At 69.8% G+C, this 13,654-nt stretch carries 18 protein-coding genes; 7 read left to right on the top strand and 11 right to left on the bottom strand.

What is annotated here, in order from left to right; translation table 11 throughout:
• Positions 1-114 precede the first annotated feature (114 nt).
• The 6 genes from AC1DOC_RS03360 (at position 115) to AC1DOC_RS03385 (ending at position 5,095) form a co-directional block, all read left to right on the top strand.
• On the top strand, positions 115-342 hold the full coding sequence (locus tag AC1DOC_RS03360; protein WP_278880041.1) for a DUF7661 family protein: 228 nt from the start codon (positions 115-117) through the stop codon (positions 340-342).
• 14 nt (positions 343-356) lie between these two features.
• Positions 357-872 (top strand): DUF2867 domain-containing protein, encoded by a 516-nt coding sequence (locus tag AC1DOC_RS03365; RefSeq protein WP_478080348.1) that lies wholly within the window; start codon positions 357-359, stop codon positions 870-872.
• A 127-nt stretch (positions 873-999) separates the two neighbouring features.
• Entirely contained in the window at positions 1,000-1,698 is a 699-nt protein-coding gene (locus AC1DOC_RS03370; RefSeq protein WP_478080349.1) for a DUF3348 domain-containing protein, read from the top strand.
• A complete protein-coding gene (locus AC1DOC_RS03375; RefSeq protein WP_478080350.1) occupies positions 1,691-3,781 on the top strand; it encodes a DUF802 domain-containing protein in 2,091 nt (696 codons plus the stop codon). Before AC1DOC_RS03370 ends, AC1DOC_RS03375 begins: the two co-directional genes overlap by 8 nt.
• Positions 3,781-4,437 (top strand): OmpA family protein, encoded by a 657-nt coding sequence (locus AC1DOC_RS03380; protein ID WP_478129401.1) that lies wholly within the window; start codon positions 3,781-3,783, stop codon positions 4,435-4,437. Before AC1DOC_RS03375 ends, AC1DOC_RS03380 begins: the two co-directional genes overlap by 1 nt.
• Before the next feature lie 10 nt (positions 4,438-4,447).
• Positions 4,448-5,095: a DUF2894 domain-containing protein gene (locus AC1DOC_RS03385; RefSeq protein ID WP_478080353.1), complete on the top strand. Its 648-nt coding sequence runs from the start codon at positions 4,448-4,450 to the stop codon at positions 5,093-5,095.
• Between the two features lie 24 nt (positions 5,096-5,119).
• Here AC1DOC_RS03385 and AC1DOC_RS03390 read toward each other — a convergent pair whose 3' ends face one another.
• The 6 genes from AC1DOC_RS03390 to AC1DOC_RS03415 form a co-directional block, all read right to left on the bottom strand.
• Positions 5,120-5,434, bottom strand: coding sequence for a chaperone modulator CbpM (locus tag AC1DOC_RS03390; RefSeq protein WP_478129402.1), 315 nt, complete (start codon positions 5,432-5,434; stop codon positions 5,120-5,122).
• A gap of 2 nt (positions 5,435-5,436) precedes the next feature.
• Positions 5,437-6,399, bottom strand: a complete 963-nt coding sequence (locus AC1DOC_RS03395) for a DnaJ C-terminal domain-containing protein (protein ID WP_478080351.1) — start codon at positions 6,397-6,399, stop codon at positions 5,437-5,439.
• A 45-nt stretch (positions 6,400-6,444) separates the two neighbouring features.
• Positions 6,445-7,086 (bottom strand): histidine phosphatase family protein, encoded by a 642-nt coding sequence (locus AC1DOC_RS03400; RefSeq protein ID WP_478083401.1) that lies wholly within the window; start codon positions 7,084-7,086, stop codon positions 6,445-6,447.
• A 27-nt stretch (positions 7,087-7,113) separates the two neighbouring features.
• Positions 7,114-7,755: a CDP-alcohol phosphatidyltransferase family protein gene (locus AC1DOC_RS03405; protein WP_307592307.1), complete on the bottom strand. Its 642-nt coding sequence runs from the start codon at positions 7,753-7,755 to the stop codon at positions 7,114-7,116.
• Between the two features lie 88 nt (positions 7,756-7,843).
• The gene (locus tag AC1DOC_RS03410; protein ID WP_478081780.1) at positions 7,844-8,380 is read right to left on the bottom strand and encodes an SRPBCC family protein; all 537 of its coding nucleotides are present in this window, start codon (positions 8,378-8,380) and stop codon (positions 7,844-7,846) included.
• Positions 8,381-8,413: 33 nt separating this feature from the next.
• Positions 8,414-8,755: an ArsR/SmtB family transcription factor gene (locus tag AC1DOC_RS03415; protein ID WP_478081782.1), complete on the bottom strand. Its 342-nt coding sequence runs from the start codon at positions 8,753-8,755 to the stop codon at positions 8,414-8,416.
• Between the two features lie 165 nt (positions 8,756-8,920).
• Between AC1DOC_RS03415 and bla the strand changes: the two genes are divergently transcribed.
• A complete protein-coding gene (gene bla, locus AC1DOC_RS03420) occupies positions 8,921-9,820 on the top strand; it encodes a class A beta-lactamase (protein WP_478081784.1) in 900 nt (299 codons plus the stop codon).
• A gap of 22 nt (positions 9,821-9,842) precedes the next feature.
• Here the strand turns inward: bla and AC1DOC_RS03425 are convergent, their stop codons facing one another.
• From AC1DOC_RS03425 to AC1DOC_RS03445, 5 genes are all read right to left on the bottom strand, one after another.
• Positions 9,843-11,144, bottom strand: coding sequence for a UDP-N-acetylglucosamine 1-carboxyvinyltransferase (locus tag AC1DOC_RS03425; RefSeq protein WP_478129403.1), 1,302 nt, complete (start codon positions 11,142-11,144; stop codon positions 9,843-9,845).
• Between the two features lie 20 nt (positions 11,145-11,164).
• Positions 11,165-11,602, bottom strand: coding sequence for a helix-turn-helix domain-containing protein (locus AC1DOC_RS03430; protein WP_478081788.1), 438 nt, complete (start codon positions 11,600-11,602; stop codon positions 11,165-11,167).
• Between the two features lie 92 nt (positions 11,603-11,694).
• Entirely contained in the window at positions 11,695-12,315 is a 621-nt protein-coding gene (trhA, locus tag AC1DOC_RS03435; RefSeq protein WP_478083399.1) for a PAQR family membrane homeostasis protein TrhA, read from the bottom strand.
• A gap of 102 nt (positions 12,316-12,417) precedes the next feature.
• Complete coding sequence (locus AC1DOC_RS03440) at positions 12,418-12,777, bottom strand: hypothetical protein (protein ID WP_012748325.1); 360 nt, start codon at positions 12,775-12,777, stop codon at positions 12,418-12,420.
• 146 nt (positions 12,778-12,923) lie between these two features.
• On the bottom strand, positions 12,924-13,654 hold a 731-nt coding region (locus AC1DOC_RS03445), incomplete at its 5' end, for a DUF3482 domain-containing protein (RefSeq protein WP_478129404.1).

Here is a 13,654-nt window from a genome sequence, read left to right on the forward strand (position 1 = left end):
CCGCTGGCTTCCCATCGCGGAGCTGGCGGCCGTCAACCTGCGCCCGACCTTCCTTCCAGCTTCGCTCGCGGCCGATCCGCTGGTTTTTTCGCACGCGGTCCAGCGTGAATACCCATGAGCGGCGAGCGCTACCTGTTCAATGTGTTCGGCGAGGTCATGGCCATTGAAAGAGCCGAGGACCGGTGGCACGGCTATTTGATGGGGCCCGATGGCAAGCGGCGCAGGATCCAGCTGGCAATTCCATCCGACGTCTCTCGCGCCGAGCTGTCGCAGTACCTCTACGACATCTATCACGAGCAGGCGACGCCGACCAACGGCGACGTGTTCGAGATCTTCCAATGACAAACAACCATCGATTGCACAAGTCCCGCCGCGAGGCGCTGCCCCCGGGCGCGCGCGTGGCCGGCCTCTATCGCGGCGCCTTCCTGGCCGACGCCTTTGCCATCGACCTGCCGCCGGGCGCCACCCGCGACGTGATGGCGCTTGCGCGCTTTGCGTTCGAGCGTCCCGCGCCTTGGGTCAGCGCACTGTTGGCACTGCGCGACCGGCTGGTTGGCGGCTTCGGCATCAAGACGGCCAGCGCGCTGCGTGCGGACAGGCCGGGCGGTGCGCCGCGCGTGGGCATCTTTCGCATCTACGAAACACATGCCAACGAGGTGGTGCTGGGCGAGGACGACCGGCACCTGGATTTCCGCGTCTCGGTGATGCGCTCCGTGGCGGGGGATTCGCTCACCGCCGTCACGGTGGTGCACTGCCACAACCTCTTCGGCCGCAACTACATCCGGCTGATCGCGCCGTTCCATCGGCGGGTGGTGCGTTCTGCGCTCGAACGCGCGGCGCGCTCGGGCTGGCCCGCGGAAGCGGCGGGCTGAACTCGGCGGAACGCCTGGTTACCGATTGGAACGTTTGCTTGAACTTTCCCTTCCGGCAGCGGCTGCGGAAGGGGAAGGCCAAGAGGAGCTGCCGGTGTAGACTGCCAGGTTTTTCGTTCTGGCGGGTATGGCGCAAGTTTCACAGCGCACAGTTTTCAACGGCTCGGCGCTTGTTCGCTTGCTCTCTCGGCTGACCGATGCCGACGTTCGCGAACCCCGGCAGGCCACCGCGGATCGATTGAGCCAATGGTTCGGCTGGACCGACGCCATTTCGCTGTCGGCCGCGCTGGACGGCGCCGTGGCGACGGCCGCAGCGCCTTCGCGCGCGCGGGCTTCCGCGAGCGCCGAGGAGCGCGAATGCGTCCGTGCGCGGGCCGCATTGGCCAAGGCCGTGGCCGAGGACGGCGCTGTCGCGGCAGCCGTCGACTTCACGCCGTTTCGCCGCCGCCATCTCACGCTGCAACAGGCCATGGAAGCGGGCATCGGCCCGCTGCGCGGCCGTTTGCGGGCGCTGCTGGCGGCCAGGTCGCCAGCCATGGCCCGGCTTGCGGCCGTGGACGTGGTGATGGAGCAGGTGCTGGCTGCGCGCGAGCACAGCCTGCTCGCTTCCGTGCCCGCGCTGCTCGAAAAGCATTTCACGCGCCTGCGCCAGGCCAGCCCGGAGACGACGGGCGAACCCGACAGCGAGGCAGAGGCCGGCGAGTGGCTGCGTGTGTTCCGCAAGGACATGAAGAACGTGCTGCTCGCCGAACTCGATTTCCGATTCCAACCGATCGAAGGGCTGCTCGAAGCCCTTCGCATGAGGCAACCAGAGTGCCATGAATAGATTTCTTCACTACGCTGTTTTTGCCGCGGGCCTGGCCGTCGTCTGCTGGGTCGGGGCCGGATACATCGGCTCGCACACGCTGGCGCTCGCCGTCACGATGCTGGTCGGCGCGTTCTACCTGATGGGGGCGCTGGAACTGCACCGCTTCCAGCAGGCCACCGCCACCTTGTCGCATGCCGTGGCGGCTCTTTCCGATCCGCCCGCGAGCCTGGGCGCGTGGCTCGACCGGCTGCATCCCACGCTGCGCAACGCGGTGCGCCTTCGCATCGAGGGCGAGCGCGTCGGCCTGCCGGGCCCGGCGCTCACGCCGTACCTGGCCGGACTGCTGGTGCTGCTGGGCATGCTGGGCACCTTCCTCGGCATGGTGGTCACGCTGAACGGCACCGGCATGGCGCTGGAAAGCGCGACGGACCTGCCGGCCATCCGCGCCTCGCTGTCGGCGCCCGTGAAGGGCCTGGGGCTGGCATTCGGCACCTCGGTGGCCGGCGTGGCCGCCTCCGCGATGCTGGGGCTGGCCTCGGCGCTGTGCCGGCGCGAGCGGCTGCAGGCCGGGCAGATGCTCGACAGCAAGATCGCCACCACGCTGCGCGCCTATTCGCTGGCGCACCAGCGCGAGGCCTCGTTCCAGCTGCTCGAGCAGCAGGCCCACCAGATGCCGCGGCTGGTCGACCAGCTGCAGGCCATGATGGCGGCGATGGAGCGGCAGAGCCAGGCCCTGAACGAGCGCCTTGCCGCCGGGCAGGCGCAGTTTCACACCAAGGCCGAGGCCGTGTATGCCGGGCTGGCGTCCTCGGTCGACCAGTCGCTCAAGCAGAGCCTGAGCGAAAGCGCGCGCATCGCCGGCGCGACGATCCAGCCGGTGGTCGAGGCCACCATGGCGGGCATCGCGCGCGAGACGGCCTCGCTGCACGACACCGTGGCGCGCACCGTGCAGCAGCAGCTCGATGGCCTCTCGAGCCGCTTCGAGGCCACCACCGCCAGCGTGGCGGGCACCTGGCAGGCTGCGCTGGCCGATCACCAGCGCACCTCCGAGGCGCTGTCGAGCGACCTGCGCGCCTCGCATGACCGCTTTGCCGAAACCTTCGAGCAGCGCTCGGCCTCGCTGGTGGAGGGCGTCTCGGCCCGGCTGGAAAGCACCGCGGCCGGCGTGTCCGACACCTGGGGCAGCGCGCTCGCGCAGCACCAGCGCGTCAGCGAAAAGCTGTCGCAGGAGGCGCAGCAGTCGCTCGCGGCGGCGGCGGCCGGCTTCGAGCAGCACTCGGCCTCGCTGCTGCGCACCGTGGAGCAGGCGCATGCCACGCTGCAGGCCGACATCGCGGCGCGCGACGAGCAGCGCCTGTCGGCCTGGACGCAGGAGCTGGCCACGGTGTCCGCATCGCTGCAGCAGGAGTGGCAGCAGGCGGGCGCGCACACGGCAAGCCAGCAGCAGCAGCTCTTCGATGCGCTCGCGCAGACCGCGCGCGACATGTCGACCCAGGCCGAGGCGCATGCGAAGAACACGGTCGGCGAGATCGCGCGGCTGCTGCAGGCCGCATCGGAAGCGCCGCGGGTGGCGGCCGAAGTGGTGGCCGAGCTGCGCCAGAAACTGTCCGACAGCATGGCGCGCGACAACGCGATGCTGGAAGAACGCAGCCGCATCATGGAAACGCTGGGAACCCTGCTCGATGCGGTGAACCATGCCTCCACCGAGCAGCGCTCGGCGGTCGATGCGCTGGTGGGTGCATCGGCGGACGTGCTGGACCGCGTGGGCAGCCGCTTCACCGAGAAGGTCGACGAGGAAACCGGCAAGATGGCCGCGGTCGCCGCGCAGATCACCGGCAGCGCCGTCGAAGTGGCCAGCCTTGGCGAGGCCTTCGGCTTTGCCGTGCAGCTGTTCAGCGAATCGAACGACAAGCTGGTGGCCCACCTGCAGCGCGTCGAGGGCGCGCTGGGCAAATCCATTGCGCGCAGCGACGAGCAGCTGGCCTATTACGTGGCGCAGGCGAGGGAAGTCATCGACCTGAGCATCATGTCGCAGAAGCAGATCGTCGAAGACCTGCAGCAGATCGCGAGCCGGCAGGCCGCCGTGGGCAGCGAAGCGTGATGCACGACGATCTCGACGCCGGCCTGGAGCCGAGCGTGCCGGTGTGGGCGGTCTTCGGCGACCTGATGTCGGGGCTGGTCGGGGCCTTCGTGCTGATCCTCGTGGGCGCGCTCGGCATGCAGCTGGACCTGGCCGCCAGGCTGCAGGCCGAGGTGCAGCAGCGCCAGGCCGAGACGCAGCGCCGCGAGGCGCTCGAACAGGCGCTGGCCGGGCCGCTCGCGGCGGGCCGCGTCACGCTGAACAACGGGCGCATCGGCATCAGCGGCAGCGTGCTGTTTGCCTTCAACTCGGCCGACCTGCAGCCCGAAGGCCGGCAAGTGCTCAAGAGCCTGGCCGCGCCCGTGGCCAGCTACCTGCGCGCACGCGACGAGGTGCTGATGGTGAGCGGCTTCACCGACGACCGGCAGATGCGCCAGTCGAAGGACGGCAACCGGCCCTTCGCCGACAACTGGGAGCTCTCGGCCCAGCGCGCCTTGACGGTGACGCGGGCCCTGATCGAGGAGGGCGTTCCGTCGTCGTCGGTGTTTGCCGCGGCCTTCGGTTCCGAGCAGGCCGTGGCGTCCAATGCCGATGCCGAAGGGCGCRCAAAGAACCGGCGCGTCGAGATGGCGCCCACGCCGCGGCAGGCCGGCGCCGGCACCAAGTCCCGTGAGTAGCGGCAGTCGCATGGACCCGGCGGCGGTGCTCGACGCCTGGCGCACACAGGGCGGCCATCGCCGGGATCCTGTGCGCTTTCGCTTCATCGAGGCGCTTGCGAGGCGCGCGGCCGCTCATGAGGGCGATGCGCGGCGCATCCTCGACGAGCGGCTGGCCGCGCTGCTCGCGGCGTATCGCGAGAAGATCGAAGAGGCCCGGTGCGTTGACGGTGCTTCGGCCAATTCAGATGCCAACGCGAAAGAGGCGACGCGTCCTCCCCGCGGTCCGCTCGCGGAACTCGTCGAGCACATGGCACGGCAGGCGCCGCCGCAAGGCGATGACGGCGCGGCGGCCGATGACGCCGCGCCCGCCACCCCCGAGCTCAAGACGCTGCGCTACTTCAGGAGTACCTGGTCGCGGCTCAGTGCCGACCGGCGGCTGACGCAGTCGCTGGCCAAGGTGCCGGAGAACGCGGGCCCGCTCAACTCGCACCACCTGGTGCACCGGTCGCTCATGCTGATGCACGAGCTGTCGCCCGAATACCTCAACCGGTTCATGTCGTACGTCGACACCTTGTTGTGGGTCGATCAGCTGAACGCCGGCACCGGCCCGGCGGCCGCCGCGAACGCGCCGCGCGCCGAAGGCCAGAAGAAGACAACGCGCGGCAAGCCGGGCTGATCTGCGGCGCTTGCCCGGCGGCGGCTAGCGAAGCCCGTGCGCGCGGATCACTGCCTTGAGCCGCCGCACCTCGTGCTGCAGATCGAGGATCAGCGCAGCGGCATCGAGGCCCACGCCAAAGTCGCGCTCCAGGCGGCGCGCCTCGAGCGCGCATTGCAGGTCGGTGCTCGAGAACCGCCAGTGCTCGGGCGGCGCCTCGGCCGCGGCGATCTGCACGATGCCCACTTCGACGAGCTGCACCACCCATTCGGTGTYGGCGCCGCAGGCATGGGCCAGCTCGTTGGCCGCGAGCGGCTGCGACGCGCTGATGGCTGTGGTTGTCACGGAAACGGTCGCCATGCTCACACTCCCAGATGCTGGCGTGGGTTGAACGAAGCGGATGCCTGCGCGAGCTGCTCGTAGGCCTTGCGCGCGGCCTCGCTGTCGGCCGGGGGCAGGGCGATGTCGAGCAGCAGGTACAGGTCGCCAGGCTGCTTGCCGGCCAGCCCACGGCCCTTGAGCCGCAGCTTGCGGCCGCTGCGCGCGTTGCGCGGCACGGTCACCTCGACCACGCCGCCGGTAGGCACGGGCACCTGGACCTGCGCACCGAGCGCGGCCTCGGTCGGCGTGACGGGCAGCGTCATGTAGAGGTCGCGTTCCTCGATGCGGTAGAGCCGGTGCGGCGCGATGCGCACCTCCAGGTACAGGTCGCCCGCGGGTTCGCCGCCATGGCCCGGCATGCCCTGGCCGGCGAGCCGGATGAACTGCCCCGGATGAACGCCGGGCGGGATCTTGACGCTGAGCGTGCGCGTCTTGAAGACGGGCCGGCCCTCTGCATCGAGCTCCTGTGCGCGCAGCGTGATCTCGCGCTCGGCGCCGTTGAGCGCATCCTCGAGCGCGATCTCGATCGCCGCGTGGTGGTCTTCGCCGCGCGCGCGGTAGTTGCGCCTTGCGGCGCCGCGGCGCTCGGCCTCGCCGAACAGCGACGAAAAGAACTCGCTGAAGTCGGCATGGTCGGCCGGGCCCTGGTTGGGGCCGCGGTGGAACTCGAAGCCCGTGTCCCAGTCCGGCGGCGGCTGGAAGTCGCCCTGCGCGTGGCCGCCGCGCGCCACGCGGTCGGCCAGCGCGTCGTAGGCGGCGCGCTTTTCCTTGTCGCGCAGCACGTCGTTGGCTTCGTTGATGTCGCGCATGCGCTTCTCGGCGTCGGGCTCCTTGCTGACGTCGGGGTGGTACTTGCGCGCGAGCTTGCGGTAGGCCTTGCGCACGTCGTCCTCGGACGCGGTGCGGTCGATGCCCAGGGCGCTGTAGTAGTCCTTGAATTCCATGCTTTTCGGTGGTGTGGATGCCGAACGGTACGCCTGCCGGCCGCCTCAGGCCAGGCTCGAGCCGCCGTCGGCCTGCCGCAGCAGCGGCGTCACGGTCCATGTGGGGCCGCTGCGCGAAAAACGCAATGGCTGCGCATTGCCGAGCAGGGCCAGGTCGATCGGCAGGCCGATCAGCGCCGCCAGCGCGTAGAGCGTGCCCCCGTGCGCCACCACCAGCACCGGCGCAGGCTGCGCGAGCGCGGCCTCCAGCGCCAGCCGCTTGCGGGCCACGAACTGGGCCAGCGTTTCGCCGCCCTCGGGCTCGCAGGCCCAGTCGATCTCGGCCGACGAGGTGCCGATGAGCGCGCCGAAGTTGCGCTCGCGCAGGCCCGCCTGCGGCGTGGGCACGAGGCGCAGCACGGTGGCCACGGCATGCGCCGTGTCGTGCGCGCGGCGGGCGTCGCTGCAGACGATGGTGCGGATCGGCTCGCCCGCCAGCAGCTGCGCGGCGTGCGCGGCCTGCTGCAGGCCGAGCTCGCTCAGCGGCTCGTCCACGGCCTGGAAGATGCGCTGCGCATTGCGGCCGGTCTGGCCGTGGCGCAGGAAATAGAAGTGGTCGCAGGCCGGTGCCAGCGGCTGTTCAGCGGCGATGCGGACCAACTGGTCGAGGCCGGTGGCCGCGCCGTGGGGGAAGGGTGCCTTCGACATGAGATGGGGTGTGAATGGGGACGGTGGTCAGAACTTGGGAATGCGCAGCGTCTTGCTGATCATCAGCGTGCCCGAGAGCGCGAAGAGCAGCGCGAGCGGATGCAGCTGCCAGGGGCCGAGCATCCAGGCGCCGCCCCACACGGCGTCGCCGATGCGCCCCTGCCAGGCGGCCCAGGCCAGCACGCCCACCAGCACCACGCTGGTGGGGATGGGCGTTCCTTCGAAGTACTTGACCTTGTCGGCACCCGCGGAGAGCGCCTCGGCCGTGACGTTGTAGCGCGCGAGCCGGCTCACGCCGCAGCACACGAAATAGATCAGCAGCACGCAGTCCCAGCCGCCGTCCAGGCCCGCGGCAAAGCCGAGCGCGGCCGGCGCCACGCCAAAGGAGATCACGTCGGCCAGCGAATCGAGCTCGCGCCCCAGCGCCGAATGCGTTTGCCGCCAGCGCGCGATGCGCCCGTCGAACACGTCGAACACGAAGGCCGCGGGCGCGAGGGCGGCGGCCCAGAGGAATTGCGCGAGCGACTGGCTCGCCATGAAGGCCATCGAAAGGAACACCGCGCCCACCCCGCATGCCGCGTTGCCGAGCGTGAATGCATCGGCCAGGTGAAAGCCGCGGATCATCGAGAAATGCTTGCGAACCGGTACGGGGGAGGGGGTGGTGGCCATGGGGTGCTTCGGAGTCGGCGGATGCTCCGCACCTTAACGCAAGCGCGCTCGCTTGCCTGTAGTCGCCATCCGACTCCGCAAGGGCCGCTCAGGCCGGAAGGCGTTCGTCGTAGGCCTTCTCGAGCGCCGCGTGCTGGGTCCAGAACCCCCGCGGCTTGCGGCCGTGCAGCACGTCGTCGAGCACGTCGAGGTGGGCGTGCCAGCCGCTGGCGACGCTGAGCGTGTCCTTGCGATCGGGCAGGCGCCGGTGCGTGAGCACGAGGCGGGTGGTGTCGCCCTCTTGCGTGAATTCGAAGCAGACCTCGGAGGCGGTGGCGCTTTCGCTGCCCCAGCTGATGGTCAGGCGCTTGAATGGTTCGAATTCGACGACCCGCGATTTCTGGGAGATGGGACTGCGGCAGGCGGCGAAGCGCTCGGGGGCCACTTCGCCGGAGAGCCGGGTGTGGTCGAAGCGCAGCTCGAACACGCTGCCGGGCTCCTCGGCCATGGTGCCGCCGGCCAGCCAGGCGGCGCGCTTGCCGGGGTCGACGAAATAGGCCCACACGCGCTCGACGGGGGCGGGCAGGGTGCGCTCCATGCGCAGGGTACCGGGTTCGATCAGGGTTCCGAGGTGGCTCTTGGTCATGGCTTGCTCCTTGAAAAGAAAAGAATGGGGACTTCACTTGCCGCGGGATGCTTCGCGCCGCAGTTCCTTCTCCAGCGCGTCCAGATGGTTGTTCCAGAAGCCTTCGTAGTAGCGCAGCCATGCGTTGGCCGATGCGAGCGCCGCCGGCTCCAGCCGGCAGACGTGCGCGCGGCCCTGCACGGTGCGGGAAACCAGCCCGGCGCGCTCCAGCGCCTTGACGTGCTTGGATGCGCCCGCAAACGACATGCGAAACGGCGCGCCCAGCTCGCCCACGCTGCATTCGCCCTGGGCCAGCAGCTGCAGCATGGTGCGGCGGGTGCTGTCGGCCAGGGCGTGGAACACGGCGTCGAGCCGGTCGTCGTCTAGTTCAACCATGAGGTTGAATATAGTCGTGCTCCGAAAATCATTCAACCAATAAGTTGAATGATTCCTGCGGTTACACCCGATACAGCCGAGACGCGGCTGCGCCGTCCGGCGCTGGAGCCTGCGCGATGGCGCTCCTACGATGGCCGCCGTTCCATCCACTCGCAGAAAAAACCAATGACATCCATCGCCAATCGCCGCACTTTCCTGCTCGCCGCCTCCGCCTTGCCCCTGGCCAGCGCCTGTACCGCCTGGTCCGCCAAGGGGCCGCAAGCCGCCGCGCTTTCAAATGCGCAGGCGCAGCTCGCGGCCCTCGAAAGCTCCGTGGGCGGGCGGCTCGGCCTCGCGGCCTTCGACACCGCCAGCGGCGCGCGCGTGCAGCACCGCGCCACCGAGCGTTTTCCGATGTGCAGCACCTTCAAGATGATGGCTTCCGCCGCCATCCTCGCGCGCAGCAGCCGCGAGCCCGGCCTGCTGGAGCAGCGCGTGAGCTACGCGAGGAGCGACATCCTTCCCAACTCGCCCATCACCGAGAAGAACCTGGGGCAGGGCATGGCGGTTTCCGCGCTGTGCGCCGCCACCATCCAGTACAGCGACAACGCCGCGGCCAACCTGCTGATGAAGATCCTCGGCGGCCCGTCCGCCGTGACCGAATTCGCGCGCTCCATCGGCGATGCGGTCTTCAGGCTCGACCGCTGGGAGACCGAGCTCAACAGCGCCATTCCGGGCGATCCGCGCGACACCACCTCGCCCGAGGCCATGGCCGCGAGCCTGCAGCGGCTGGTGCTGGGCGACGGGCTCGGTGCGGCGCAGCGCAGCCAGCTCGCGGCCTGGCTGCTGGGCAACACCACCGGCGCCACGCGCATCCGCGCGGGCGTGCCGGCCGACTGGAAGGTGGGCGACAAGACCGGCGCCGGCTCCTACGGCACCGTGAACGACATCGCCGTGCTGTGGCCGCCGGCCGGCGCGCCGCTGGTGATGGCGGTCTACCTGACCTTTCCCACGCCGGATGCGCCGGGCCGCAACGACGTCATCGCGTCGGCGGCGCGCATCGCGGCGGATGCGCTGCGGGGCTGAACCGCCCCGCGCTCGCTTGGGCTCACTCCTCGCTCGTCCATTCCACCTGCGCGCCCAGGCTGCGCAGGTTCTCGGCGAAGCGCGGGTGGGCGCGGCGGATCGGCACGGCGTTGCGGATTTCGGAGCGGCCTTCGATGCTCGCCGCGACCATGAAGAGCGCGATTGCCACGCGGATGATGTAGGGGCTCTCGACCACGGCCGGCGTCAGCGGGCTGCCGCCGAAGCTGATGAGCCGGTGCGGGTCCGAGGAGAACACGTGGGCGCCGAACTTCGACAGCTCGCCGGTCCATCCCAGCGCGCCGTCGTACACCTTGTTCCAGAACATCGCGTTGCCCTGGGCGCGCACGCCCAGCGCAATGAAGATCGGAAGCAGGTCGACCGGAAAGTACGGCCACGGCGCCGCTTCCACCTTGGTGAGCACGTTGCTGGTGAAAGGCGTCTGCACCTTGAGCGGGCCGTTGCTGCTGGCGCGCGACCAGCCGTCTGCGTGCGTGACCGTCACGCCGAACTTGTYGAAGGTGCGGTCGATCAGCGGAAAGTTCTCGGGCGCGCTGTTGCGCACGACCACGTCGCCGCCCGTGATGGCGCCCAGCGCAAGGAAGGTGGTGATCTCGTGGAAGTCCTCGTCGAAGCGGAATTCCCCGCCGCCGAGCACGCCGCCGCCGTGCACCGTGAGCCGCGAGGTGCCGATGCCCTCGATGCGCACGCCCAGCATCGCCATGAAGCGGCAGAACTCCTGCACATGCGGCTCGGAGGCGGCATTGGTGAGCGTGGAGCTGCCCTTGGCTGCGGCTGCGCACAGCACGAAGTTCTCGGTGGTGGTGACGGAGGCGTAGTCGAGCCAATGCTGCGCGGGCACGAGCGGCCCGGCGCAGCGCACCAGCAGCGAGCCGCTGGCACGCTCCACCACGCCGCCGAAGCGCCGGAACACATCGACGTGCGGATCGATCTCGCGCACGCCCAGCGTGCAGCCCTTGACGTTGTCTTCGAGCCGCGCAATGCCGAAGCGCGCGAGCAGCGGCGGCACCAGCATGATCGACGAGCGCATTTCCTCGGGCAGCCGGTCGCGTGCGGCATCGAAGGCCGTGTCGCGGTGGTGCAGCTCCAGCGTGCCGGTGGCGTGGTCCATGCGCACCTGGCTGCCCAGGCTGCGGAAGATCTCGAGGATCTTGCGCACGTCGGTGATGTCGGGCACGCCGTGCAGGCGCAGCGGCTCGCGCGTGAGCAGCGTGGCGCACAGCACCGGCAGCACGGCGTTCTTGTTGGCGGAAGGCGTGATGCGCCCACGAAGCGGCGTGCCGCCGTGCACGATGAGGCTGGACATGAAGGAAGAGCGCGGCCGGCTTATCCGTTCAACTGCTCGGCCACTTCGCGCCGGCCGAGGCCCCGCACGGCGGCCAGGCCTTCGAGCTGGGCCTTGCGCGGCCTGGCCTTGCCTTGCTCCCACTTGTAGATGGTCTGGCCTGTCACACCCACCAGCTTGCCGTAGGCGGCGGCCGAGAGGCCGAGCTTGACGCGGTGCGCAGCCAGCCGGCTTGCGCTGAATCGCCGGTGCGGGCCCGATTCGGCGACCTCGTCGGCATCGCCTGCGGGCGCGGTGCGCGCCACGGTTTTGGTGGCGCGGCGCAGCTCCTTTTCGAGCTTTTCAACCTGCCGGCGCAATGCGGCGATCGAGGCGCGGTGCAGCGTGGATGCTTTTCTGAGCGTTTCGATCTCCGCGCGAACTTCCTTGCGGGCGACACGGGAAATCTCGGATTTCAGGATGGAGGCGATATTTGGCATGGAGCGCATTTTGCACATCTCACGAAGCGAAAACCTGACGGGAGGTGGTAACAGGCGCTTACACCGGGAGGCTGCACGGCCGCGGCCGCGCATCACAGCACGAACCAGCCCACCGACACGAAGTGGCTTGCAGTGCCCGCCAGCACGAACAGGTGCCAGGCGCCGTGCGCATGCCGGAAGCCCCGCCGGTTGCGATAGAACACCGTGCCCACGGTGTAGAGCACGCCGCCGGCCAGCAGCCACGCAAGGCCGCCGCGGTCGAGCCGCGCGGCCAGCGGCACCGCGGCCAGCACGCCGAGCCAGCCCATCGCGATGTAGAGCGCCAGCGGCGGCTTCGAGTCCGCGCCGCCTGCCTGCAGCAGCTCGCGTCCGATGCCGAAAAGCGCAGCGCCCCACACGGCCGCCATCAGCAGCCAGCCCCAGAGCCCGTGCAGCGTGACCAGCGCGAACGGCGTGTAGGTGCCCGCGATCAAGAGGTAGATGGCGCAGTGGTCCACGCGCTCCCAGAAGCGCTTGCGCGGTCCCCGGGTGCTGTGGAACAGGGTGGAGGCCGCATACAACAGCACGGCCGAGAGCGAGAACACCAGCGCGCCGGCAATCCGCGCGGCGTCGCCGGTGGGCAGGGTCTTGGCCAGCAGCAGCGCGGTGGCCGCGAGTGCGAGCACCAGGCCCAGCAGATGGCTGTATCCGTTGAGCCGTTCGCCGGGGTACATCGCGTGGGGTGGGGTGCAGTCTGGGTGGATGGCGGCAAGGGCCTGCRGATGCTAGGCGGGCCGCGTGACTGCGCAGTGACCGCGATGGGCGCAGCGGCTCGGCTATTTCTGCGTGCCGAACGAGTTGACGTGCACCTCGACGATGTCCACGAATTCCGGCAGTTCGAGCAGGAACTCGGGGTCGCGCGCCAGCGGCGCCACGCGCAGCGGATCGCCGCGCTGCGCGTGCATCGCATGCATGTGCTCGATCGATTGCCAGTAGGAGACGGTCCTGAATTCGGCGGCGTCGCCGTTCAGCTTGCGAAAGTACTGCACGCCCAGGCATTCGGGCTTCTTCGCGATCTCCTGGATGCCGTGCTCGAAGCTGTAGCGCAGGTATTCGTCGGCCCGCGCAATCGGCGTGCGGCCTTGCCACACGCGTCCGATCAAGGGGGTGGCGAGCAGTTTGCATTCGACGGCCATGGGTGCTCCTTTTTTTCGATGAAGACAAAAAGACGAACGGCACCCCGCGTGCCGTCGATGTCCTCGAAAAAAAGAGTGGGGCGCGCGGCAGCGCCAGCGCGTAGGAATCGGTCGCCTCCGCCTGCAAGCGAAGGCAGGAGCGGCGCTCAGGGTTCGAAGGCGCCCTGCAGCATGCGCGCCAGATCGGCCGCGAGCGTGTCGCGCTGCGGCGCGGGGCGCCAGAAGCCGCGCGTGGCCAGGCCTGCCGATTCCCATTCGGGGTGGCTGCGCGCGGGCCGCACCGCGCGAACGACCGCCGCCGTGGCGCGCGTCGGCGCGTCCTGCGTCGCGCTCGTTTCGGCCGCGATGCGCCCGGTGGCCGCATGCCCGCGCTGCTCCAGCGCGCGCGTGAGCTTCAGCTGCCAGGCCACCAGCGCAAACAGCACGCCGTCTTCCACCGTGAGCTCGTGCACGTTGCGCAGCCGGTTCGCCAGCTTGYGGCCGAACGGGCCCCAGCCCTGCGACACGGCACCGCCGATGGCACCGCCCACTGCCGCGCCGGTGCCCAGCGAAATGCCGGCCACCGCCAGGTCCGCCACCACGCCCACGGCCGCGCCGATGGCGGCGCCCTTGCCGAGCCGCAGGCCCGCGTCCTTCATGGCTTCGGGGCTGAAGAAGTCGAGCGTCCAGCGGCCTTCGATGAGCGGCAGCGGCGCCTCGCCCGCATCGTCCTGGCGAAAGCCATGGAGCGCGAGCAGGTCGTCGGTGCAGCGCTGCGCCTTGTCGAACACCTCCTTCTGCAAGGCCGCGACGAAGGCCTTGCGGCGCGCCGTGTCGGCGAATTCCTCGGCCGGCACCGTGCGGCGCAGCGCCGCCGCATCGACCAGCAGTCCGGCGA

This window comes from Variovorax sp. 01T439_2 (assembly GCF_056398445.1).